Origin of the sequence: Aquimonas sp. (assembly GCF_044377145.1) — a bacterium.
In the GTDB taxonomy this organism is placed as follows: domain Bacteria; phylum Pseudomonadota; class Gammaproteobacteria; order Xanthomonadales; family Xanthomonadaceae; genus Aquimonas.
Window position 1 is genome coordinate 39058 of sequence record NZ_JBILJQ010000024.1, and the last position, 23555, is coordinate 62612.

General features: G+C 66.2%; 22 protein-coding genes and 1 other RNA gene. 15 read left to right on the forward strand and 8 right to left on the reverse strand.

The features are described from left to right. Positions 1–46 precede the first annotated feature (46 nt). From der to moeB, 3 genes are read left to right on the forward strand one after another with little or no spacing between them, the layout of a single operon-like run. On the forward strand, positions 47–1456 hold the full coding sequence (der, locus tag ACIQ7H_RS09465) for a ribosome biogenesis GTPase Der (RefSeq protein ID WP_395790740.1): 1410 nt from the start codon (positions 47–49) through the stop codon (positions 1454–1456). A gap of 7 nt (positions 1457–1463) precedes the next feature. Continuing rightward, positions 1464–2114, forward strand: coding sequence for a hypothetical protein (locus tag ACIQ7H_RS09470; RefSeq protein ID WP_395790742.1), 651 nt, complete (start codon positions 1464–1466; stop codon positions 2112–2114). Next, positions 2111–3232 (forward strand): molybdopterin-synthase adenylyltransferase MoeB, encoded by a 1122-nt coding sequence (moeB, locus tag ACIQ7H_RS09475; protein WP_395790744.1) that lies wholly within the window; start codon positions 2111–2113, stop codon positions 3230–3232. Before ACIQ7H_RS09470 ends, moeB begins: the two co-directional genes overlap by 4 nt. A 265-nt stretch (positions 3233–3497) precedes the next feature. Here moeB and ACIQ7H_RS09480 read toward each other — a convergent pair whose 3' ends face one another. Genes ACIQ7H_RS09480 through ACIQ7H_RS09490 form a run of 3 tightly spaced genes read right to left on the reverse strand, consistent with a single transcriptional unit; the run spans position 3498 to position 6897 of the window. After that, positions 3498–4775 (reverse strand): ABC transporter permease, encoded by a 1278-nt coding sequence (locus ACIQ7H_RS09480; RefSeq protein ID WP_395790746.1) that lies wholly within the window; start codon positions 4773–4775, stop codon positions 3498–3500. Next, a complete protein-coding gene (locus ACIQ7H_RS09485) occupies positions 4772–5461 on the reverse strand; it encodes an ABC transporter ATP-binding protein (RefSeq protein ID WP_395790748.1) in 690 nt (229 codons plus the stop codon). Before ACIQ7H_RS09485 ends, ACIQ7H_RS09480 begins: the two co-directional genes overlap by 4 nt. Next, positions 5458–6897 carry an efflux RND transporter periplasmic adaptor subunit gene (locus ACIQ7H_RS09490; RefSeq protein WP_395790750.1) on the reverse strand — a complete coding sequence of 480 codons (1440 nt, stop codon included), beginning with the start codon at positions 6895–6897 and terminating at the stop codon, positions 5458–5460. Before ACIQ7H_RS09490 ends, ACIQ7H_RS09485 begins: the two co-directional genes overlap by 4 nt. 440 nt (positions 6898–7337) lie before the next feature. On the opposite strand from ACIQ7H_RS09490, the gene rpsO reads away from it, so the two are divergent. The 6 genes from rpsO to ACIQ7H_RS09520 all read left to right on the forward strand — a co-directional run bounded on the left by rpsO (position 7338) and on the right by ACIQ7H_RS09520 (position 16067). Continuing rightward, a complete protein-coding gene (gene rpsO / locus ACIQ7H_RS09495) occupies positions 7338–7598 on the forward strand; it encodes a 30S ribosomal protein S15 (protein WP_395790752.1) in 261 nt (86 codons plus the stop codon). Between the two features lie 20 nt (positions 7599–7618). Next, positions 7619–9718, forward strand: a complete 2100-nt coding sequence (gene pnp, locus ACIQ7H_RS09500; RefSeq protein ID WP_395790754.1) for a polyribonucleotide nucleotidyltransferase — start codon at positions 7619–7621, stop codon at positions 9716–9718. Between the two features lie 126 nt (positions 9719–9844). Further along, positions 9845–10297, forward strand: coding sequence for a DUF4442 domain-containing protein (locus tag ACIQ7H_RS09505; RefSeq protein ID WP_395790786.1), 453 nt, complete (start codon positions 9845–9847; stop codon positions 10295–10297). Between the two features lie 70 nt (positions 10298–10367). Further along, positions 10368–12533 carry an SUMF1/EgtB/PvdO family nonheme iron enzyme gene (locus tag ACIQ7H_RS09510; RefSeq protein ID WP_395790756.1) on the forward strand — a complete coding sequence of 722 codons (2166 nt, stop codon included), beginning with the start codon at positions 10368–10370 and terminating at the stop codon, positions 12531–12533. 390 nt (positions 12534–12923) lie between these two features. Then, positions 12924–14024, forward strand: a complete 1101-nt coding sequence (locus ACIQ7H_RS09515) for a hypothetical protein (protein WP_395790758.1) — start codon at positions 12924–12926, stop codon at positions 14022–14024. A 117-nt stretch (positions 14025–14141) separates the two neighbouring features. Further along, a complete protein-coding gene (locus tag ACIQ7H_RS09520) occupies positions 14142–16067 on the forward strand; it encodes an alpha/beta hydrolase family protein (RefSeq protein WP_395790760.1) in 1926 nt (641 codons plus the stop codon). 6 nt (positions 16068–16073) lie between these two features. On the opposite strand, the gene ACIQ7H_RS09525 is transcribed toward ACIQ7H_RS09520, so the two are convergent. Continuing rightward, positions 16074–16691: a Smr/MutS family protein gene (locus ACIQ7H_RS09525; RefSeq protein WP_395790762.1), complete on the reverse strand. Its 618-nt coding sequence runs from the start codon at positions 16689–16691 to the stop codon at positions 16074–16076. A gap of 85 nt (positions 16692–16776) precedes the next feature. On the opposite strand from ACIQ7H_RS09525, the gene surE reads away from it, so the two are divergent. The 4 genes from surE to ACIQ7H_RS09545 are packed head-to-tail and all read left to right on the forward strand — an operon-like array spanning position 16777 to position 19457. Next, positions 16777–17553, forward strand: a complete 777-nt coding sequence (gene surE / locus ACIQ7H_RS09530; RefSeq protein WP_395790764.1) for a 5'/3'-nucleotidase SurE — start codon at positions 16777–16779, stop codon at positions 17551–17553. Between the two features lie 31 nt (positions 17554–17584). Next, positions 17585–18262 (forward strand): protein-L-isoaspartate(D-aspartate) O-methyltransferase, encoded by a 678-nt coding sequence (locus ACIQ7H_RS09535; RefSeq protein WP_395790766.1) that lies wholly within the window; start codon positions 17585–17587, stop codon positions 18260–18262. After that, positions 18262–18576, forward strand: coding sequence for a YqaA family protein (locus ACIQ7H_RS09540; RefSeq protein ID WP_395790768.1), 315 nt, complete (start codon positions 18262–18264; stop codon positions 18574–18576). The genes ACIQ7H_RS09535 and ACIQ7H_RS09540 overlap by 1 nt, the downstream gene beginning before the upstream one ends. After that, positions 18573–19457, forward strand: coding sequence for a peptidoglycan DD-metalloendopeptidase family protein (locus tag ACIQ7H_RS09545; protein ID WP_395790770.1), 885 nt, complete (start codon positions 18573–18575; stop codon positions 19455–19457). The genes ACIQ7H_RS09540 and ACIQ7H_RS09545 overlap by 4 nt, the downstream gene beginning before the upstream one ends. Positions 19458–19552: 95 nt before the next feature. Here the strand turns inward: ACIQ7H_RS09545 and ACIQ7H_RS09550 are convergent, their stop codons facing one another. From ACIQ7H_RS09550 to ACIQ7H_RS09565, 4 genes are all read right to left on the reverse strand, one after another. Next, the gene (locus ACIQ7H_RS09550) at positions 19553–19936 is read right to left on the reverse strand and encodes a PleD family two-component system response regulator (protein WP_395790772.1); all 384 of its coding nucleotides are present in this window, start codon (positions 19934–19936) and stop codon (positions 19553–19555) included. A gap of 246 nt (positions 19937–20182) precedes the next feature. Next, positions 20183–21184: an acryloyl-CoA reductase gene (locus tag ACIQ7H_RS09555; RefSeq protein WP_395790774.1), complete on the reverse strand. Its 1002-nt coding sequence runs from the start codon at positions 21182–21184 to the stop codon at positions 20183–20185. A 255-nt stretch (positions 21185–21439) separates the two neighbouring features. Then, entirely contained in the window at positions 21440–21781 is a 342-nt protein-coding gene (locus ACIQ7H_RS09560; protein ID WP_395790776.1) for an RnfH family protein, read from the reverse strand. Further along, complete coding sequence (locus ACIQ7H_RS09565) at positions 21768–22199, reverse strand: type II toxin-antitoxin system RatA family toxin (RefSeq protein ID WP_395790778.1); 432 nt, start codon at positions 22197–22199, stop codon at positions 21768–21770. The genes ACIQ7H_RS09560 and ACIQ7H_RS09565 overlap by 14 nt, the downstream gene beginning before the upstream one ends. Positions 22200–22288: 89 nt before the next feature. On the opposite strand from ACIQ7H_RS09565, the gene smpB reads away from it, so the two are divergent. After that, on the forward strand, positions 22289–22777 hold the full coding sequence (gene smpB, locus ACIQ7H_RS09570) for an SsrA-binding protein SmpB (RefSeq protein ID WP_395790780.1): 489 nt from the start codon (positions 22289–22291) through the stop codon (positions 22775–22777). 252 nt (positions 22778–23029) lie between these two features. Further along, positions 23030–23385: a transfer-messenger RNA gene (ssrA, locus tag ACIQ7H_RS09575) on the forward strand. The last annotated feature ends 170 nt before the right edge of the window (positions 23386–23555 follow it).

Sequence of the window (23555 nt, forward strand, 5' to 3'; positions counted from 1 at the left end):
CATTCCCGGCGTGCCGCGCGTCTGCACGCCAGACCAGGATTCAACCGTGCTTCCTCTCGTCGCCCTCGTGGGCCGACCCAATGTCGGCAAGTCCACACTGTTCAATGTCCTCACCCGAACCCGCGACGCCCTGGTCGCCGATCAGCCCGGTCTGACGCGCGATCGCCAGTACGGCGTCTGTCGTCTCGGTGATCGGCCTTTCATGGTGGTCGACACCGGCGGCATTGGTTCGGAAGAGGGCAGTCTTGGCGAGCGCGCCGAAGTGCAGTCCTGGGCGGCGGTGGAAGAGGCCGACGTGCTGCTGTTCATCGTCGATGCGCGCGCCGGCATCACCCCCGACGACAGCGAGATCTTGCGCCGTCTGCGACGTCAGTCCAAACCTGTGATTCTGGCCGTGAACAAGACCGACGGGCTGGACGAAACCACGGCCATGTCTGAGTTCTCGCGTTTCGGCATCGAGCACGTTCAGCCGCTGGCGGCCTCGCACGGGCGTGGTGTGTTGGGCCTGATCGAGGCGCTGTACGCGCGCATTCCGGCGGCTGTCGAAGGCGCACTCGACCCCGCACTGGAAGCGCCCGGCGATCGCCTGAAGCTGGCCATCGTCGGCCGTCCGAACGTCGGCAAGTCAACCCTGGTGAATCGGATCGCGGGCGAAGAGCGCGTGCTCGCCTCAGAGGTCGCCGGCACCACGCGCGATTCGATTGCCGTCGATCTTGAGCGTGACGGCAAGAAGTACAGGCTGATCGACACCGCGGGCATTCGTCGCAAGGCGCGGGTCGAGGAAGCTGTCGAGAAGTTCAGCGTGCTGAAGGCGCTGCAGGCGATCGAGCAATCGGAGACCGTGGTGTTCATGCTGGACGCCAGTGAAGGCGTAACCGAACAGGACGCCACCGTGCTCGGCCATGTGCTGCAGGCGCAGCGCTCGCTGGTGGTGGCGGTCAACAAATGGGACGGGCTGAGCGTCTATCAGAAGGAACAATGCAAGGCCGACCTGGAGCGGCGCTTGGCGTTTGTCAGCTATGCGCAGATCGTGACCATCTCGGCCAAGCACGGCACAGGCCTGCGTGAACTGTTCCGCGCCGTGCACAAGGCGCATGAGTCCGCGACCCGGATCATCAGCACCTCCGAGATCAACCGGGCGCTTGAGGCGGCGTTCGAGGCTGCGCAGCCGCCGATGGTCGGTGGGCATGCGGCGAAGCTCCGCTACGCGCATATGGCCGGGCACAACCCGCCGACCATCGTAGTGCATGGCAATCGCCTGCGCACTCTGCCGGACAGCTACAAGCGCTACCTCGAGAACTTCTTCCGCAAGCGTTTCAAGCTGGTCGGCACACCGGTCGCGCTGCTGTTCCGCGAAGGTGAGAACCCCTTCAAGGACAAGCCGCGCGATGCACCCAGCGATCGCCAGAAAGCCAAGCGCAAGCGCTTGATCAAGTTCGTCAAGCGCAAGAGCTGAAGTGGCGATGTCTTCGCCGAATACAGATGCGCTCACAGGTGCACTGCTGGCCAGTGTTCCCGGCCTGCCGCTGCGTACGGAGCAGGTTCCACTGCCGCGTGCGTTGAACCGGGTCTACGCCGGCGCTGGCGTTCTGGAAATCGCGACCGGCGAGCCCCTGCAGGCGCTGCAGATCGCTGCGATTGCAGCCACGGGTGCCGCCCGCGTTGAGGTCTATCCGCGGCCAACCGTTGCTGTTTTCAGCTTCGGCGATGCCTTGCTGCATGCCGGCGCATCGCCGGTGCCCGGGGCGCAGTTTGATGCCGCCTCGCCGATGCTGCAGGCGCTGCTTTCAGGGCTGGATATCGAGTCACTGGCCTGGCCGGCACTGCCGCAGACTCCCGCGCGCATCGAGGCTGCCCTCGGCGACGCGGTCGATTCCTTTGACCTGGTGCTCATCACCGCCACTGCAGAGGCTGCAGCTTCGCTGCTGCAGTGCCTGCCGCGGCTCGGAATCGGGTTGCCAGCGGCGGCAATGGGCGGCCCGCGCGGCTGGCGCAGCTCCCGCGCTCGCTTGCTCTGGCTCGATTCGGAGCCGGCTCAACTTCAGCTGCAGTTCGAACACTGGGTGCGTCCATTGATCGCAGCCCTGCAGTACGCCAAGCCGGTCACCGCGTGAATCGGGTGATCGAGCTCGATCCGGAGGAAGCGCTGCTACGGCAAGGGCAGGGCGCACTTCTGGTGGATGTTCGTGAGAACAGCGAGCGTGCCGCAGGCCTGCCGGTCGGTGCGATCGCCTTGCCGCTGGGCCAGGTCGCGGCGCGCATTCATGAGCACGCGGACACTGAGCGCGAGCTGCTGCTGATTTGTGCGGCCGGCGCGCGCTCCCTGCGCGCAGCCACTCAGCTGCAGGCATTGGGCTATGCACGGGTGGCCTCGATACGCGGTGGCTGCGGCGCGTGGCGGGTACACGCGCTGCCGTGGGCGCAGGCGTTGGAGCCGGCCGACTTCCTGGAACGCTACGACCGCCACCTGCGCCTGCCGCAGGTTGGCCTTGAAGGCCAGCGCCGGCTGCAGCGCGCGCGGGTGGCGATCATCGGCGCTGGTGGCCTGGGTTCGCCCGTTGCTTTGTATTTGGCGGCCGCTGGTGTGGGCCATATTCGCTTGATCGACGACGATCGCGTCGACCGCAGCAATCTGCAGCGTCAGGTCTTGCACACCGAAGCGGCGGTGGGTGACTACAAGGTCGACTCCGCCCGCGAGCGCCTGCTGGCCTTGAACCCGACGCTTGACCTCGACACCCGCGCCAGCCGCATCGACGCCGCCAACATCGAGCGTCTGCTCGATGGCGTCGAGCTGGTCATCGATGGTAGCGACAACTTTCCGACCCGCTATCTCATCTCCGACGCCTGCGTGCAGCTTCGGCTGCCCTTGGTCTACGGCGCGGTCGAGCGATTCAGCGGCCAGGTCAGCGTGTTCGCCGCCGGGCTCCGGCGCGGCCAATCGCCGTGCTATCGCTGCCTGTTTCCTGAGCCGCCGCTGGAGGCGCCCAACTGTGCCGAAGCCGGCGTGCTTGGCGTACTGCCGGGCCTCATCGGCATGCTGCAGGCGACCGAGGCGTTGAAGTGGCTGCTCGGCATCGGGCGTGCGCTTGACGGACGCCTGCTCAGTGTCGATGCGCTCGGCATGGTTTTTCGTGAGCTGCAGGTGCCGGTAGATCCCGAATGCGTGGTCTGCGCACCGGGGCGAGTGTTCGGTGGCTACTTCGACTACGAGCAGTCCTGCTCAGCCCGCTGAGCGGGTGCTTAGGCCGGATCGCGCGTTGTGACGAGCCTTGGCGGATTCGACCGGACTTGCCGTCACTGACGTCGCGATGAGTCTGTGCAAGAGATGGCTGCGCCAGCGTTTGGCCAGGGCCGGCAACCCTGACGCCATCGCCCCGCTGCTGTAGTCCCCAGCCCCGAGCCATCGCGGCTGAGCCGGGGAGCCGCTGCACTGCGGAGCTGCCGAGCGCGAGCCCTTGCAGCTCACGATGCCCGCTGCGTCACTGCCCAGCCGGTCTTCAACCCTGATGCCGCAGTGCCTCGATCGGATCGAGCTGGGCCGCTTTGCGCGCCGGATAGAAGCCGAAGAACAGGCCGGTGGCGACTGAGAAACCGGTTGCGAGCAGGATCACCTCCATATTCAGCTCAACCGGTAGGGCGCCGATGCGGCCGGCCAGCAGGGCGCCGGCGATGCCGATGGCGATGCCGATCAGGCCGCCGCCGAGCGAGATCATCATCGCCTCAGCCAAAAACTGGCGCTGGATCTCCTTGGGGCCGGCACCCACTGCCATGCGCAGGCCGATTTCGCGAATCCGTTCGGTGACCGACACCAGCATGATGTTCATGATGCCGATGCCGCCGACGATCAGCGAAATGCCGGCGACGGCGCCGAGCAGCATCGACATCAGGCGGGTGGTTTCCGAGCGTGCGCTGACCAGTTGGGTCAGATTGCGCACCATGAAATCGTCTTCGCCACCGGGCGGGATCTTGTGGGTTTCCTTCAGCAGCGCGTTGAGCTCGGCCTCGACGCTGGCCATATCGGCCGCGCTGGCGGCGCCGACCGTGATCTGCTGCACCGTGCCGGGCGGCATCTGCATCTGGCCCATCAAGCGCCGCCGCGCGGTGTCCAGCGGCACAAAGATGACGTCGTCCTGATCGCCGCCCCAACCGCTCTGGCCCTTGACGTTGGTGACGCCGACCACAGTGAAGGACACCCGACCGACGCGGATGGAGCTGCCGACCGGATCTTCCTCGCCGAACAGCTTGTCGCGCACGCTCTGGCCGAGGATGACGATGGTGTCGGTACCTGCGTAATCGCCGAACTCGGCCGGATCGCCCAGCGCGAGGGTCCAGTCCTGGACCTGGAAGTAGTCCGGCTCCACACCCTGCCAGCGCGTGCTCCAGTTCTGTTCGGCATTGATGACCTGCACGCTGCCACTGACGATGCCGCTGACATGGCGCGCCTGCGGGATGCGCTCGCGAATGGCTTCGACATCGTCGCTGGTCAGCGAGAACACGCTGGCCGCGCCCATGCGCACGGCGCCCTGGCGGCCCCAGTTGGGCATCACGTCGATGCGGTTCGAGCCCAGTCGCGAGATGGTTTCATCGAGCTGGGCCTGGGTCCCTTGGCCGACGGAAACCATGATGATCACCGCGGCGATGCCGATGATCACGCCGAGAGCGGTCAAGGTGCTGCGCAACCAGTTGCCGCGCAGCGCGAACACTGCCATGTAGAGGATGTCGCGGACGCGCACGTGGCCGGGTGCGGCAAAGGTACTGGGCGGGTTCGGGCTCATCGCACTTCCTTCATCTCACCATCGTGCATGGACAGCACGCGGTCGGCGCGCGCTGCGACTTCCGGGTCGTGCGTGATCAGCACGATCGTATGCCCGTTTTCCTGCAGCCGTTTGAACAGGTTGAGGATGTCCTCACCGGTCTTCGAATCGAGCGCGCCGGTGGGTTCGTCGGCGAGCAGGATCGGTGGGCGGTTGATCAACGCGCGGGCAATGGCCACGCGCTGCTGCTGGCCGCCCGACAGCTCGCTCGGTCGATGGCCAGAGCGCTCGCCAAGGCCGACTTCGCTCAGCGCGCCGTGGGCGCGCTCGCGGCGCTCCTGTGGCGGCACGCCGGCATAGGTCAGCGGCAACATGACGTTGTCCAGCGCGCTCATGCGGGTAAGCAGATGAAAGCCCTGGAACACGAAGCCGATTTTTTCCAGTCGCAGCCGCGCGCGCTGGGCGGCATCGAGTTCGGCCACATCCACACCGTCACAGACATAGGTGCCCGAGCTGGTTGAATCCAGGCAGCCAATCAGGTTCATCAGGGTCGACTTGCCCGAGCCGGACGGCCCGATGATCGCAACGAACTCGCCGTGGCGGATGTCGAAGCTGACGCCGCGCAGAGCGACCACTTCGGCTGCCGTGCCCTCGGCGTACACCTTGCGCAGACTGTCGGCATGGATCACCGGTGGACGTGGACTCACGCGCCGGCCCCGCTGCCGATGATGATTTCGGCACCCGGCTTCAGCGCCTTGCCGACAATCTCGGTATGGCTGGAATCGGACAGGCCGGCGCGCGTATTGATCGCGACCGGTTTGCCGTCCTCCAGCACGTACAGGGTCACCGCGCGTGCGCTCAGCAGGGCGGTCAGCCCTGCGTCGAACTGCTGCTGCTGGGCGGCGTCGAGACTTGCGTAGAAGTCTGCGTAGCCTTCCTTGATTCGCGTGCCCACCGCCGCGGCGAGCGCCGCCGGATTCGGGCCACCGCTGCCACCGCCCATCATCACCGCGCCGGACGGCACGCCGCCGCCGGCGCCGCCCTGCGCAGCACGCTGGGCGAACTGCTCGCGCATACGCTCGGCGCGCTCGCGCGCGGCCGCGGCATCGGTCTCGAAGGCGGCGCGCTGGGCGTCGTTCAATCCCAGCGATTCGGCCAGTGCCGGCAACTCGCTGCCGACATTGAACGCGGCGCCAAAGCCGCCGGCCGCTGCGATCGGCGCATCGGCGGGCTTGAAACGCAGTGCAGCGTTCGGCACCCGCAGCACGCCCCGGCGCTCGCTGACCTCGATGTTCGCGCTTGCGGTCATGCCCGGCAGCAGGCTCAAGTCAGGGTTGTTGACCGAGATCACTACCGGGTAGGTGATCACGTTCTGAGTGTTGGTTGCCGACAGCCGCACCTGACGCACTTCGCCGCTGAACTCGCGGCCGGAGAACGCATCGACGCCAAACCGAACCGGCTGGCCCGCACGGATCTGGCCGACATCGCTCTCATCGACGCTGAGCTCAATCTGCATCTGGCTCAGATCTTCGGCAATCTGGAACAGCACCGGCGACTGGAAGCTGGCCGCCACGGTCTGGCCCGGCTCGGCAGTACGGCTGAGCACCACGCCATCGACCGGTGACCGGATGATGGTGTAGGTCAGATCAAGTTCGGCGTTGGCGACATTGGCCTCGGCCTGCTGGATTTGGGCGCGCGCGGAAGCGACCCGGGCGGTGGCCTGCTCGCGAGCGGCAATGGCCAGATCCACGTCTGCACGGGATACCAGCTGGCGCACAGCCAGCTCCTGCTTGCGGTTGTAGTCGGCCTCCGCGTTCTTCTGCGAGGCCTGGGCTTCCTGCAGGCTGGCGCGGGCGCTGGCCAGGCTGGCCCGCGACTGGGTCAGGCGTGCTTCGTAGTTGGAGGGATCCAGTCGGGCGATGATCTGATCGCGCTCGACCCGATCATTGAAATCGACCAGCACCTCAAGCACCTGTCCGGACACCTGCGAGCCTATGTCCACCGTCGACAGCGCCTTCAATGCGCCGGTGGCCGAGATCGTTACCCGCAGATCGCCGGGCTCGGCCTTGGCCGTCCGGTAGCTCAGTTTGGGGGCCGAGTCGCCCATCCAAACGTAGGCGCCAGCCGCCAGTCCCATGAGCATGCAGACACCGACGATATACACAGAACGAGAACGGCGTGGGGCAGTGGGGCGCGTGGACATGCGGCCAGAAACTCCGAAAGGGGAAGAGGGCGAATGGGGCATCGAACGTGGCTTAGACTGAAATCCGTCGCCGCGGGCTGCGACGTGCCCCGGGTGCATTCAGTTCCACACAGCGTGCAGGTGAATTGCGCTGCGGTCGAACCCCGCAAGTCACGTGACAGAGATGCGAAATCGACTCGGCCGCCAAACTCCCCGCAACACGCCGGTTGTCGGCAAACCCCCGTCTGAACTACAATTTCGCGCCCCTCGGGTCAACCCGCTGCACGCGGTTGTGATCGAAGGCGGCGAATCCACACTCCACCCACGGCGGTCCGAGCGGTGCACCGCGCGCCAAAGCGCGCCCCGGTGTTCCTGCAGTTCCCGCATCAAAGAGGCTCCAAATGTCCATCGACACCCAGAAGATCATCGAAGATTTCAAGCGCGGTCCGGCCGATACCGGTTCCCCCGAGGTGCAGGTCGCCCTGCTGTCGGCGCGCATCGAACTGCTGACCGCCCATTTCAAGATTCACAAGCTTGACCACCACGGCCGTCGCGGCCTGATCCACCTGGTCAACCAGCGTCGCAGTCTCCTGAGCTACCTCAAGGGCAAGGACGTTGAACGCTACAAGACGCTCATCGAGCGCCTCGGCATCCGTCGCTAATCCCAAAGGGGAAGTACAACGTGGCGAAAGTAACCAAGACTTTTCAGTACGGAAACCACCAGGTCACGCTGGAGACGGGTGAAATCGCCCGCCAGGCTGGCGGTGCGGTCCTCGTCAAGATGGCCGACACCGTCGTGCTGGTCACGGCAGTTGCCAACAAGGGCCTGCGCGACGGGGTCGACTTCTTCCCGCTGACGGTCGACTACCAGGAGAAGTTCTACGCCGGCGGCAAGATTCCCGGTGGCTTCTTCAAGCGCGAAGGTCGTCTGACCGAGAAAGAGACGCTGACCTCGCGTCTGATCGATCGTCCGCTGCGCCCGCTGTTCCCGGAAACCTTCCGGCATGAGGTTCAGGTCGTCGCGACCGTGATGTCGATGAACCCGGAAGTCGACGGCGACATCCCGGCCCTGATCGGTGCGTCCGCCGCGATGTGCCTGACCGGCGTGCCCTTCGCCGGCCCGATTGGCGCGGCCAAGATCGGCTACAAGGACGGCCAGTATCTGCTGAACCCGACCGCCACCGAACTGCTGACCTCCGACCTCGAGCTGGTCGTGGCCGGCACCAAGGACGCAGTCCTGATGGTCGAGTCCGAGGCCAAGCTGCTGTCCGAAGAAGTGATGCTGGGTGCGGTGATGTTCGGCCACCAGCAGCTGCAGACGGTGATCAATGCGATCAACGAGCTGGTCGCCGAAGTCGGCGTGAAGGCCTTCCCGTGGGTCGCGCCGGCTCCGGCCACGACGTTCATCGATGCCATCAAGGCGGCGATCGGCGGTCGTCTGGAGCAGGCCTACGCGACCCGCGTCAAGGCCGAGCGCCGTGATGCCATCAACGCTCTGAAGAAGGACGTGCTGGCCGCCTTGGAACCGCAGTTTGAAGCCAATGGCTGGACCGCCAAGCAGTTTGGCGCCGAATTCGGCGAGCTGGAATACAGCACGATGCGCGCGATGGTGCTGGCCACCAAAACCCGTATCGACGGTCGTGACCTGACCACCGTCCGCGGCATCAGTGTGCGTACTGGCGTGTTGCCGCGTACCCACGGTTCGGCCCTGTTCACCCGTGGTGAAACGCAGTCGATCGTGGTGGCCACCCTCGGCACCGCGCGTGACGGTCAGATCATCGATGCGGTGTCAGGCGAGTACAAAGAGCACTTCCTGTTCCATTACAACTTCCCGCCCTACTGCACCGGCGAGACCCGTCCGATGATGGGTCCGAAGCGTCGCGAGATCGGCCACGGTCGTCTGGCCAAGCGCGGCGTGCTGGCGGTGATGCCGTCGATGGAGTCCTTCCCCTACACCATCCGCTGCGTGTCCGAAATTACCGAATCCAACGGCAGCTCGTCGATGGCTTCGGTGTGCGGCTCCTCGCTGGCGCTGATGGACGCGGGCGTGCCGATCAAGGCGCCGGTGGCCGGTATCGCCATGGGCCTGATCAAGGAAGGCGAGGCTTTCGCCGTGCTGTCCGACATCCTGGGTGATGAAGATCACCTCGGTGACATGGACTTCAAGGTGGCGGGCACCGAGGGCGGCATCTCGGCCCTGCAGATGGACATCAAGATCGAGGGCATTACCGAGGAGATCATGAAGATCGCCTTGGATCAGGCCAAGGCCGGTCGACTGCACATCCTCGGTGAGATGGCGAAGGTCATCAATGCACCGCGCTCGGAGATGAGCGAGTACGCCCCGCGCTTGCTGACGATCAAGATCCACCCGGACAAGATCCGCGAAGTGATTGGCAAGGGCGGCGCCACCATCCAGGGCATCACCAAGGAAACCGGCACCCAGATCGACATCCAGGATGACGGCACCATCGTCATCGCGTCGGTCAATGCCGCGCAGGCGCAGGCCGCCAAGGCCCGCATCGAGCAGATCACCTCCGACGTCGAGCCGGGCCGGATCTACGAGGGCAAGGTCGCCAAGCTGATGGACTTTGGTGCGTTCGTCACCATCGCCCCGGGCAAGGACGGTCTGGTGCACGTTTCGCAGATCTCCTCTGAGCGCGTCGAGAAGGTTTCCGACAAGCTGAAGGAAGGCGACATCGTCAAGGTGAAAGTGCTGGAAGTCGACAAGCAGGGCCGCATCCGCCTGTCGATCAAGGCCGTGCTGGAAGACGCCGCCGAGTAATCGCCGGCATTTCAAGCGCAGTTTCCGCGTGAAAGGCGGGCCCTCGGGTCCGCCTTTCGCTTTTCAGGCCGGCGATTTGCGGTATAAGGCTCGCCCATACTCAGCCGTACGGATAGATCCATGCGCATGACTCCGCGCCGCCTGCGCTGGATTTTCAACCTGTGGCCGCCCTATCTGTTCGCCGGTATCCGGGTTGAACACATCGCTGCGGACTGGAGCGCGGCCCGTGTTCGCATGGACCTGCGCTGGTACAACCGCAACTACGTCGGCACCCATTTCGGCGGCAGTCTGTTCGCGATGACCGATCCGTTCTGGATGCTGCTGATGATGGAGGCGCTGGGGCGCGACTACATCGTCTGGGATAAAGCCGGCGAGATCGAGTTCGTACGCCCGGGCCGCGGCCGCGTTCACGCGAACTTCCGGATCGAGCCCGGTGTGGTCGATGCGCTGCGCGTGCAGGCCGACGCTGAGCGCAGCGTCCGCCACTGGTTCGAAACGACGGTCTGCGATGCCGATGGCGAGGTGGTGGCACGCGTCCGCAAGCAGCTCTACATCCGCCGCAAACGGCCAGCGGAGTGAGAGGGCTCGCTCTGCAGCGCACTGCTCGCCTATGCTCGCCGGCCCGAGATATGGATGAGCCGCCGCACTGATGAGCTCTGACGCCGACCACACGCTGCCCGCTGACGGCCTGCCGCAGATCGCCGGCTACCGGCTGCTGCGTCCACTCGGCCGCGGCGGCATGGCGGTGGTCTATCTGGCGGTGCAGCTGTCGCTGGATCGCGAGGTGGCGATCAAGGTGATGGCGCTCGATGCCAGCGCCGATGCGGATCGCGCCGAGCGCTTCGAGCGTGAGGCCCGGATCATCGCGCGGCTGGAACACCCGAGCATCGTCGGCATTCACGAGGTCGGTCGCACCCGCGAGGGTCGGCCCTATTACGTGATGCCTTACCTCGCCCGTGGCGATCTGTCGCAGCGCGATCTCTCGGCCGATGAGCACCAGATTGCCGACATCCTCGCCCAGCTGCTGGACGCGCTCGGCTATGCGCACGCGCGCGGCATCGTCCACCGTGACGTCAAGCCCGAGAACGTGCTGTTCGACAGTGGCGGCCGTCCGCAGCTGGCTGACTTCGGAATTGCACTGTCACGCCGCAGCACCAATGCGCGCATCACCAGCGACGGCCTGGCCCTGGGCTCAGGCGGCTACATGAGCCCCGAACAGGCGCGCGGCGAAGACGTCGACGGTCGTGCCGACATCTACAGCCTCGGTGTATTGACCTTCGAGCTGCTCACCGGCGAGCTGCCGTTCAAGGCCAGCGACGGTCTCACCCTGGCCCTGATGCATGCGCAAAGCCCGCCACCGCGCCTGCCGACGGAGGTCAAGCACTGGCAGAGCTTCATCGACCAGGCCATGGCCAAGGACCCGCGCCGACGCTTCCGCAATGCGCAGGCGATGCAGCGCGCGCTGGATGCGCTCTCTGCGCACGGTCTGTCCGGCCTGAATATTCGTCGCCTGTGGCTGCAGGCGCGGGCGCAGCCGCTGCGTTCACCGCCGGTGCTGTTGTTGCTGGGGCTGTTCGTCAGCCTGCTCGGCGCCACAGTCTTCGATCAGCTTCGTCCGCCCGCGCAGGAGCCGGCGGAGACGATGCCGGCCGTCCCGGTCGAAGATCCTGCCGCTGCGGCTGCAGTGCAGCGACGCCTCGATGAAGCCGCCTTGCTGCTGGCGCGAGGCCAGTTGGTGGTGCCTGCCGGCGACAATGCTGCCGAGAGCTATCTGGCCGTATTGCAGGCCAGGCCCGAGAACGAGGAAGCGCTCAGCGGGCTGGATGCGGTGTTCGATGGCCTGTCGCAGCGCGCCATCGCCGGCCTGTCGCAGGGCCAGGACGACGCCGCCTTGGAGACGGTCGAGCAGGCACGGCTGCTGGCGGAAAGCGCGCAGCTGCAGGCGCGCCCCGGTTGGCAGCGCTTTCAGGGTTCCTTGGCCGCATTGATGCGGCAACGCGTCGAAGCCAATATCGATGCGCTCGACCGCATCGGCGCGGATTCAATCTTGGGGCGCTGGCGCGATCTCGGCGGTGACCGCGCTGAGATCAACCTCTTGGCCGAACGCATTGCGGCCCTGCCGACGCCAGGTATGCGCTTGGCCGATGCAAACGGTCCGCCGCTGTTGTTCGTGCCGGCGCGGCAGGGCAATTCGCGGGTCGAAAGGCCCTTTGCGCTCATGCAGCGTGAACTGACCCGGGCCGAGTACGCCCGTTTCGTGGTCGCCACCCGTCGCGATGCTTCGTCATGCCGCCGCCGCGGCAGTCTGCTGCCCTCGCCATTGCGCCGCCGCTGGAACGATCCTGGGTTTGACCAGAACGAGAACGAACCGGTGGTCTGCATCAGCCATGCTGACGCACGCGCGTTCGCCGAATGGCTGAGCGTACGCTCCGGCGCCCGCTATCGTTTGCCGACCCTGGGCGAGTGGCGCCATGCCGCGCAGGCCGGCAGCCGGCCTGCGCGCTGTGGCGCGGCCAACCTGGCCGAACGCGACGGTTGTCGCGACGGCGTGCGCAACACCGCACAAGCCAGTCGATTCCCGGCCGATGCGCTGGGCTTCGCCGACTTCAGCGGCAATGTGGCGGAGTGGACCGTCGACTGCGCGCGTGGCGGTTGCGAACGGCGTCTGGTTGCCGGTGGATCCTGGCGCGAAACCTTTGCGGCGGATCTGCGTTTGGCAGTGGATGAGGCGGACGCCTCCCGCGCTTTTGACGATGTCGGGCTGCGCCTGCTGCGCGAACTCGACCCGGCCCGGCTGCCCCCCGCTGTGAACTGAGGCTGGCTGAGCAGCCTGACGCAGTTTCGATTCCGAACTTGCCGCGCCACTCCGAGTCCGGCCAAGTGGCCCGTGCGACGGGCTTGGTCTGCGCTCGCCGCGATCCACGCCGCAGCGCCGCGTGCTGCTGATGAAACCCGCTCCGTCCGGCTCGCCGCGCAAGGGGCGGCTGGAATCTGGATCCGCAGAAGCTCCACTGTCTGAATGTCGCTTGCAGCTGGCAGCTGGCAGGTATGACGATGTCACACTACGCACCCGCAGGCCCCGGTACGGCCGCATCGGCGCCGCGGCGTCGCAGACATGGAGATCCACATGCGGCGTCACTGTTTTCCGTTGCTGGCTGGAGCGCTTGCTCTGGCGGGGTGCTCTGGCGGTGGGCTTCCACCCGGAATGGCCGAGCCCGACCTTCAGGCGCGATTTGTCGATGCCCCTGAATGCCCGGATCTGCGTGGCAACTACGCGTTGGCGGTCGATGCGCGCACGGCCAAACTGCAGCGGGAGATCGCCGAGCGCGAGGGCGTGAACCCCGTGCCGCTGCTGCCGAGCACCCTGCGCATCGAACAGGAGACGAACGGACAGGTGAGCGTGGTCGAGCGTCTGCACCCGGACAGTGTCGATGCGGCCGCGCTACGCCTGCGAGCGGATAGCCCGCAGGCCTATCGGACCTGGTGGCGGCTGGCGCGCCAAGGCGTCGGGCTTCAGGGCGATCTGCGCAGCAACCTGAAGCTGCATTTTGATGCGCTGGCGGAGCATGGGCCTGCTCAGGAACGCACCTGGCTCCAGCTGCGCCCGCACTGCGAGGCGGGCTGGATGCAAGTTGGTCAGGCGTTTGCCGCCAAGGTCGACCTCGAAGGCAGCTCGGCTGCCGGCGGCGATGAGGTCTGGCTGACCCGCGACCGCGAAGGCGGCCTGCTGATGAGGGTCGTCGTCGAGCTCGATCGCCGCGAAATCACGATTTGGTGTGGCGATGGCTGCAAAGGTATCCCTTACCACGTCAGTACCACCCAGCGCTGGATGCGTTTCCCCCCGGCGGAGCCGGAAGCTCTGTGGACACTGAATGTGCAGCGGCTGCCCGCGCTGGCAGCGCCGGAAACACCTGGTTCCGAACCCCCAGAGATCGCGTTCGCCACCATCGAGCCCGCGTCTCCGACCGTCGCTGCACCCGCACCGCCGCCAACCGCCGTGATCGAGGCGCTGCCCGTGGTGCCGGATGCGCCGCAGGCAGCGGAGGATGAGCGCGTGGCACAGCTTGAGGTCAGGCTGCGCAGCTGGCTCAGCAACGTCGACGAGGTCCATCGTTTCGAGGCCACACAGGGGCAGGTCCAGTTTGAGGGCAGCCGCCGCAGCAATCGAGAGGTGTCCGAGTTGCTGCGCTGGCTGCATGAGGATGTCGATGTGGAGAACGCCGAATTGGTGCAGGTGCAAGCCTCGCCCGAGGGGCGCATGCGGTTCTCGATCCTGATCCGGCTGAAGGCGCTGCCGGGCAACTGAGCGCAGGCGAATCCCGTGGCTGAGATTCCAATGTGCGGGCTGCGCTGACGTATTCTCCGCGATCGTCCCTGCTGCCGCGGTCTTTTTCGAATGCGCCTTTTCTGTCTTCTGCTCTGCATGAGCACCCTGATTCCCGCCCAGGCCGAGAGCCTCGACCTGGATGTATTCCTCAAGCGTGGTGCGTATGGCGAGATTCGACTCTCGCCCGATGGCCGACATCTGGCCGCGACGTATGCCATGCCCGATCGCGAGATCCTGGTGCTGATCCGTCGCGAGGACATGCAGCCGGTGGCGCGTGTGGCGGGCGCCGAGCACTCAGCCGTCGCGGGCTTCAAGTGGTTGGACAACCAGCGTGTGCTGGTGAGCGCCGCGGAGCGATTCGGCGATCTCGACACCCCGCTGGCAACTGGCGAACTGCATCTGGTCAGCACGGATGGCAGCTCGCCGCGGCTGCTGTTCCAGCGCTACCCCGCCGAGTCGGAATCCAGCAATGCCAACCGTGGGCAGGCCCGAACCTATCGCACCGCACAGCTGATCGACACCTTGCCAGCGGATGCCGACCGCATTCTGATCGAAGTGGTTGAGTGGACCGGCGCCAACCCGCTCAGTCGGATCGAGCGGCTCGTGCTCGATAACGGCCGGCGCAGGCTGGTGATGAGCGCACCGGTACGTTCTGCCACCGTGCGCACGGATCCATCCGGCGAGCCCCGCCTCGCGTATGGCTTCGCCGACGGCACCTCCAGCCGGCTGTTTGCACGCCAGCCCGGAGATTCCGAATGGCGACTGCTGAACGATCAGGCCCAAAGCGGTCGCGATGAGTTTCCGCTGGGCTTCTCGCCGGATGGCGCGCGCGCCTACCTCAGCGTGACTGCCGCGCAGGGCAGCAGTTCGATCGCCGCCTGGAACCCGGGCGATGACAGTCGCATCGAGCTTGCACGCGATCAACGCGTCGACCCTGCTGAAGCGGTGCTCGACGCCAACGGGTCGGTGATCGGGGTTGCTTTCCACGGCGAGCGTCGGCGCATCCAGTTCTTCGAGCCTGACCACGTTGATGCACGTCTGCAGGCCACGCTGCAGCGCAGCTTTGCGAACAGTGACGTCTACTTGCACCCGGCACCGGTGGACGCGCCGATCCGCCTGTTCGAGGTGCGCAGCGATCGTGATCCCGGCAGCTTCTTCTTGTACGACACCGTCGCGAAGCGCGCGACATTCCTCAACAGCCGGCTTCCAGGAATCGACCCTGAGCAGATGGCCGCGACGCGTGCGGTAGACATCACCGCCCGCGACGGACTGCTCCTGCAGGGCTTGCTGACGCGGCCGCGCGACGCCGCAGAATCGCAGGCGCTGCCGCTGGTTCTTTTGCCGCACGGCGGGCCGTTCGGCGTCTATGACCGCATCGATTTCAATCCGGAAGTCCAGATGCTGGCCGCGGCCGGTTATGCCGTGCTGCAGGTGAATTATCGTGGCTCTGGCAACTTCGGCGCCGAATTCCAGCGGGCAGGTGCCCGCCAGTGGGGCGGAACGATGCAGGATGACCTCACCGATGCGACCCGGTGGGCGCTGGAGCAGGGGATTGCCGCGCCCGACCGCATCTGTATCGTCGGTGCCAGCTATGGGGCCTACGCCGCGCTGATGGGACTGGTGCGGGAGCCCGAGCTGTATGCGTGCGCGGTGGGGTATGTCGGTGTGTTCGACCTGGCGCTGATGGTCCGCGATGAGAAGGGAACGGGTCGCCGCAACCTCGCCTGGCATCAAGAGTGGGTCGGAGACGCATCCGAGCTCGGCGCGGTATCGCCGACCGAACTGGCTGAGCGTATCCAGGCGCCTGTCCTGCTGGCGGCGGGTGGAGAGGATCGTATCGCGCCGATCGAGCACAGCCGGCGTATGGCGCGGGCGCTCAACAAGCGCGATGCAGAGGTCGAGACGTACTACGTTGACACGGCCGGACACGGGTTCCATTTGCTGGAACACCGTCGCGAGTACTACCGGCGCATGCTGGATTTTCTGCAGCGGCATCTGGGCGCGGCGGTTCAGCCCGATTGAACCGCCTCAGCGTCCGTCGCCGTCATCAGATTCAGCGTTATGGTGCTGGGTTCGCGGCCGCCGCAGCAGCACCACCACGGCGCCGGTGCCGCCTTCGGCCGGTCGCGCCGAGGCGAATGCGAGCACATCGGCGCGGAAGCGAAGCACCTTGTCGGTGAGCAGCTTCAGCACCGGCGTCGAGTCCTTCGAGCGCAGGCCCTTGCCGTGGATGATCCGCACGCAACGGAACCCGCGCTGGTTGGCCTCGGCCAGGAACACGCGGATGCACTCGTCGGCCAGACCGGCGTTCATCCGGTGCAGATCGAGCTCGTCCTGCACCGCGAATTGGCCGCGCTTGAGTTCTTTCAGAATGCGTGGCGAATGGCCCGCCGCCAGATACTCCAAACCGTCGCCGAGGCCGTCGATGGCGAACTCGAAGGGACGCAGGCGGAAGTCTTCGCCGGCTTGACGTTCATCCGCTTCGCGCTGTCGTGGCCGCGGGGCAGGGCGGGGCGCACTGGCGGCTGCGGCGGCTTCTTCCACTTCGATCCGGCGCACCGGGCCGATCGCCTCGTGGAACAGGGCGAGATCGTCATCGCTCGGATGAACGGGAGCGGCGGTGGGCTTGGATGGGCGACGAGACATAACGTCACCATAGCGGCGCGTGCGTGAAGGGGGAAGGCGGAGGCTGCGGCCTGTATCATTGCCGGCTTTCCAAGTGGGGTTTGCGATGCGTTTTCTGGTCAGCAACGACGACGGCGTGGATGCCCCCGGCATCAAGATTCTGGCGCAAGGCCTGCGGGCTCTGGGGCAGGTCACCGTGGTGGCGCCTGATCGCGATCGCAGCGGCGCCAGCAACTCGCTGACACTGGACCAGCCGATCCGCGTACTGCAGATGGACGATGAGACCTATCGGGTCGCAGGTACGCCGACCGACTGCGTGCATCTGGCCCTGGCCGGCATGCTCGACTTCGATCCCGACATCGTGGTTTCCGGCATCAACAATGCCGCCAATCTCGGCGATGACGTGATCTATTCCGGCACGGTGGCGGCGGCGATGGAAGGGCGTTTTCTCGGCCATCCAGCGGTTGCGGTGTCACTGGTGACGCGCGAAGGCAGCGGCCGCCACTTCGACAGCGCCGCGCGTGCCGCGTGCGCGATTGTCAAGCGTCTGCAGATCGATCCGCTGCCGGCCGACACCATCCTCAACGTCAACGTGCCTGACCTGCCCTGGGACGAGATCCGCGGTTTCGAGGTCACGCGTCTTGGGCATCGCCATCGCGCCGAGCCCTGTATCCCCCAGCACGATCCGCGCGGCCGGCGCATCTGGTGGATCGGCCCGGCGGGCCCTGAGCAGGATGCCGGCGCGGGAACCGACTTCCATGCGGTACGGATGGGCTTCATTTCGATCACCCCGATCCACGTCGACCTGACCCGCTATCAGGCGCTGGAGAAGGTCTCCGGCTGGGTCTCGGCGCTCAGCGACACCTTGCCCTCGCGTGCATGAGTGCATCCATGCGCATGAGCCTCACACGTACATGAGCTTCGGCCTGCGTTTACCGCGCGAGGCGCTTGGCCTCGGCATGACCTCGCAGCGCGCGCGCGACCGCATGGTCGACCGCCTGCGTGAGCAGGGCATCCGCGATCCACGGGTGCTGGAGGTGATGCGCACACTGCCTCGGCATTTGTTCTGCGATGAAGCGCTGGCGACCCGCGCCTACGACGACACCGCCCTGCCGATCGGCCGCGGCCAGACCCTGTCGCAGCCCTATGTGGTGGCGCGGATGACTGAAGCCTTGATCGAGTTCGGCCTGCCGGCATCTGTGTTGGAGCTGGGCACGGGGTCGGGCTATCAGGCGGCGGTGTTGGCGATGCTGGTCGAACAGGTCAGCAGCGTCGAGCGCATCGACGAACTGTCGCGGCTGGCGCGCAAGCGCTTGCGCAAGCTCGGCTTCGGCAATGTGCGCGCGCGGTTTGACGACGGCCGCCTGGGCTGGCCGGAGCACGCGCCGTTCGACGCCATCATCGTCACCGCTTCGGCCGATCGGGTGGACCCGCAGCTGATCGCGCAGCTCAAGCCGGGCGGCGTGTTCGTGGCGCCCGTCGGCGGCGCCGATGGCCAGCGCCTGGTGCGTCTGCGCTGGGTGGACGATCGCTGGCAGCAGGACGACCTCGGGCCGGCCCTGTTCGTGCCCTTGCTGGGCGGGACAGCCTGATGCGCCTGTCTGGACCGATCTATGAGCGCTGCCTGGCCTGGGCCGGACATCGGCACGCCGGGCGTGATCCGGCGACCGGCGGCGCGGCGGGATCGGTGGTGTTCCCGATTCCGCCAGATGTGATGCTGGACCCCAGGCTGCTGGCGAAGCCGGAGCGCTGTTTCCGCTGTTCACTCATTGGCACGTTGGCCTCGGTCTTTGGCGGCGTGTTCGGCTATCTGCTCAGCGCCTGTTCGCTGGATGCGTTGATGCCGTGGATCGAGCGGACTGGCAAACGCGAGACCTTCGACCACATCTCGGAGTGCACGCGATGAACCGGCCCCTCCGCGCCCTCGCTTTGCTGTTGGTTGTGCTTACGACCGCATGTGGCGTGGCGCCGCGTGCGGTGGTGGTCGACCGTAGCCCGCCGCCGACCTCGCGCCCCGGCTCTCCGATACCCGACGGCGCCCGCACTCACACCGTGCAGCGCGGCGACACCCTGTACGGCATCGCATTCCGGCATGGCCTCGACTTTCGCCGGGTGGCCGGCTGGAACGGCATCGGCCCGCCCTACACCATCTACCCCGGGCAGCGCATCCGGCTACAGCCACAGGGTGCAGGCACCGCGGTCGCCACCCGACCTGCCGGCGGCTCACCCGCCGCGGGGAACCGTCCGCCCGGAGGTGCGATTGGCACCGCCCCGCCCGTGCGGCCGGCTCAGCCAGCGGCGCCCGTTGCAACGGCGCCGACGCCGACTGCTCCTGTATCCCCGCCTGCGGCAAATCCGGCGACACCTGCGCGGCCACCCGCGAGCACGCCGCCTGCAGCGACTGCGCCTGGCGGTCCTGTGCGTTGGCAATGGCCGACCGCAGGACAGGTGGTCGGCCGCTTCGTCGCGGGCGATCCCACGCGCCAGGGCATCAGCATCATCGGCAGTGCCGGCCAGCCGGTGAATGCCGCAGCGGCGGGCACGGTGGTGTACTCCGGCTCGGGCCTGATCGGCTACGGCGAACTGGTCATCGTCAAGCACAACGATGAATTCCTGTCGGCCTACGGGCACAACCGCAAGCGCCTGGTCGCCGAGGGTGAGCAGGTACGTGCGGGTCAGCAGATCGCCGAGATGGGCCGGTCCGGTGCCGCGCGCGACATGCTGCACTTCGAGATTCGTCGCGGCGGCCGGCCGGTGGATCCGAGCGCGCATCTGCCCGCCCGATAGGCCAGTCGTTGGCACCCGAAGCCTTTCCCGCACTCGCCCAATGAAAAGGCCCGCTCGCAAGCGGGCCTTTCGTTTGCGGTCTCGACGCCCTGCGACTAGCTGGCGTCGGGCGTCACGCCTGCGAGCAGGTCACGCACCAGACTGACCAGAGCGGCCTCATTGACCGGCTTGGTCAGGTAGGCCTTGGCGCCTTGGCGCAGGCCCCACACCTTGTCGGTGACCTGATCCTTGGTGGTGACCAAGACGATCGGGATATGCGAGGTGGCTGCATCCTTCGAGATCGATCGGGTCGCCTGAAAACCGTTGAGGTTCGGCATCACCACATCCATCAGGATCAGATCAGGCATCTCACGCTTGGCCACTTCGACGCCTTGGGCGCCGTCTTCGGCGCTGATGACCTCATGGCCCAGCTTCTCCATGATCTTCTTCATGCCCATCAGCTGGGAGGGTGAGTCGTCGACAATCAGCACACGTGCCATGGAGAGTTCTCGCTTTGGAAGAAAAGGGCGACCGCCCCGACTGGAGGGCGGGCCGCCGACCGCTCGATTCTAGCCGCTTCGGCGCCAAGGACAAACCGCCAGAGGTCCGGCCGCCTGATGTGCGTTCGCGGCGGCGCTGCGGATCCGTCCAAGCCTTGGAGTTTGCCGGCATTTCAGGGCAGGCCCGCGCACGGGGCTGTCCGTTTGGATCGGTTCGAATGCGGGCACTGTCACACGATTTGAGGATCAATCAGCGATGCACACCAGGGTTCGGCCGAACGATCCGCCCGCCAGCATGGTGTTGAACACCGGCGCCAGCTCCTCCAGGCCCACCGCGCGCGTGCAGATCTGGTCCAGATGCGCCGGTTTCCACGGGCCGGCAAGGCGCTCCCACACGGCATCGCGTATCGGGCGGGCGGTGCCCGCCGAGGCGATCCCCAACAGTGACACGCCGCGAATGATGAAGGGCATGACCGTGGTCGCGAGCGCGTGCCCGCCGGCCAGGCCGCAGCTGGCGATATTGCCGTAGGGCTGGATCACTCGGGTCAATCCCGCCAGCATTTCGTCGCCGACGTTGTCGATCGCACCCGCCCACAGCGCATTTTCCAGCGGCTTCTGACCCCAGTGCAGGTTCTCGCGCGAGACCACCTGGCGCGCGCCGATGCTGGTCAGAAAATCGAGTGAATGGAGCTTGCCGGTGATCGCGTGCGCTTCGTAGCCGGCGCGCGTCAACAGGTCGATCGCCAACATGCCGACCCCGCCGGTGGCGCCAGTGACCACGATCGGGCCCATCGAAGGGCTTTGCCCGTTCTGCTCCATGCGGTACAGGGACAGGGCCGCAGTGAAGCCCGCGGTGCCGAGAATCATGGCCTCGCGCAGGCTCAAGCCTGAGGGCAGCGGGATCGCCCACTGCGCTTCCAGACGCACGTAGTCGCTGTAGCCGCCATCGCGGCTTTCCGACAGCCCGCAGCCTGTGCACAGAACCGCATCACCCTCGCGGAAGCGCGGGTCGGTTGAGGCCACCACGCGCCCCGCGACATCAATGCCTCCGACCAGCGGGAACTTGCGCAAGATCCGTCCGCTACCGGTGCCTGCCAGGGCGTCCTTGTAGTTGATGGAGGAGAATTCCGCGCGCACCACGACCTCTCCAGGACTCAGTTCGTCCAGGCCGACCTGCTCGACCGCCGCGCGGTGCTGCTTGCCGTCGGCATGGATACGAAAGGCGCGAAAGTGCTCGGGAAGGCTCATGCTGGTCTCCAGTGAAAGCGTGATTTCAAGAGTCACAGAATAGCTCGCGGGCGCCGATCGCGCCGGCTCGCACGGCCGGGCGGTCAGGCAGGCGGCTGAACAATCCTGGCTTGCCGACGCGTCAGCAGCGAAGCTCGCTTGCGTCGAGCCCATCGGCGCTGTCGGGACACACAGCCGACGTTGAAGCACGCCAGGCCAGGGCGAAACGACACCGGCATGCGCTTGGCGTCGCCCGTGGCATGCGCCGGTCGCTGCTCAATCCGCCTGCGCCGCGCGCAGTCGTCGCGCGTCCTTGGGGTCGATCAGCAGCGGCCGATAGATTTCAACGCGGTCGCCGTCGCGCAATACGCGTGCGCCATTGCAAGGATGATTGAAGATCCCAAGGTCGAGTTCGCGATCGGCCAGTTCGGGTATCCGCTCACGCAGCCGCGCAGCATCGACCGCCATTGAAACCGTGCTGCCGGCCAGCAGGCTCAGCTCGACGCGCCATACCCGTTGCGGCAGCGCGTAGACCACTTCGACATGGATCGGCGGCGCTGCGGATGCGTCCGGTGTTGGCTCAGGCCCGGACTCAGACGCGGTTTCAGGTTGGCTCACGCTGCGCCTCGCGCACGAAGTCGTCGACCATGCGATCCGCCAGGCTGGTGAATCCAATTGCCAGCGCCGAGCCGACAATGCGCCCGGCGGTTTCAAAGTTCAGCTCCAGAGCAACCTTGCTGGCGTCCTCAGCCAAGGCGGTGAACACCCAGCGCCCGCTCAGGCGGGTGAACGGGCCTTCGACCAGCTGCAGCTCGATCAGGCCCGGTCGCTCAAGCCGGTTGCGGGTGGTGAAAGCGGTGCGCAGCGCCCCCATTTTCAGCTCCAGTCGGGCCAGCATGGCCTCCTCGCTGCGCTCCAGGATGTGCGCGCCCTCGCACCAGGCGAAGCGGCGCGGGTAGTCCTCGACTTCATTCACCAGATCGAACATGAGCGTGGCCGGTCGGCGCACCAGGGCACTGCGGGTGATTGGGGTCATTCGGAGCCATTCGAGGTTTCAGGTGCCCTTGGGCTCGCCTGCGCCGCCCGCGTGAGCCACAATCGCGGGTTCGAGCTTCAGGAAGGGCCATGAGCAAGAAGAAGAGCAAGGATAGCGGATCAGGCACGATCGCCCTCAACAAGAAGGCGCGGTTCGAATACTCGCTGGAAGACCGCTACGAAGCCGGCCTGGCCCTGCAGGGCTGGGAAGTCAAAGCCCTGCGCGCCGGCCGCATCAGCTTCAACGAAAGCTATGCCATCGTCCGCGGCGGCGAGATCTTTCTGTTCGGCGCCCAGATCACCCCGCTCAACTCGGCCTCCAGCCACGTTGTCACCGACGACCGCCGCACCCGCAAGCTGCTGCTGCACAAGCGCGAAATCGACAAGCTGGTCGGCGCGGTCGAGCGCGAGGGCTACACACTCATCCCGACCGCGCTGTACTGGAAGAACAACCGGGTCAAGTGCGAGATCGCGCTCGCCGAAGGCAAGAAGGACCACGACAAGCGCGCCGCCAGCAAGGAGCGCGACTGGGAGCGCGACAAGCAGCGGGTGATGCGGAGGCACAATCCGCGGGCTTGAGGTGGGCTTGCGGCCTTGCGGCCGCGGGATTCGGGATTCGGGATTGGGCGAAGGGCGGGTGGCGCGAGGTGATGTGGCGTCGCTTCGATGCTGCTCTCTGCGACCGAGCTGCGCGCCTTGAATCGAACCGCGCTGGGTGGCCCAAACTGAACCCGACCGCACCTGCGCCTTGTGGCGGCGGACAACAGCTCCATATACTGCGTGGCCGCACAGCATCCACAACGCAAGGTGGGAGCTGAGCAGTAGAACCCCGGGGGCGACCAGGCTTCGACGGGGGTGTGAAATCGGAGATGCGTGTCGAGGGGGCAGCTTTCCTCGTAAATCCAGCGGCAAAACAGCTAGTTGCGAACGACGACAACTACGCACTCGCCGCCTAAATAGGCGAGTCCGTCTCCCATCGGTGCCTGTAACGGTGGATCAGACGGTCATATTTACGGGATCGCTCGAAGGCCGCCGTCTGTCGGTCAAGAGCTAAAACTAGCAGACTGGTTCCGCGGTGTTCTTTGTGCGCCGTGTTGCTTCGGAACGAGACCAGACGGCGCACTACACACGTAGATTCAAAGACGTAGGGCCTTCGGACGGGGGTTCGATTCCCCCCGCCTCCACCAAAACCAGAAGGGCCCGGATGACCTCCGGGCCCTTTTTGTTGGCATCGCCTTCGGGGCCGCCTCGGAACGTGTCAACCCTTTCCCAACACTCGGCGACGTTTTTTCTAACTAACCACCTCCGGCAGATCGAGCTCAACGGGTGTGGATCTGGCCTTGAGCGCGCCGGGTGT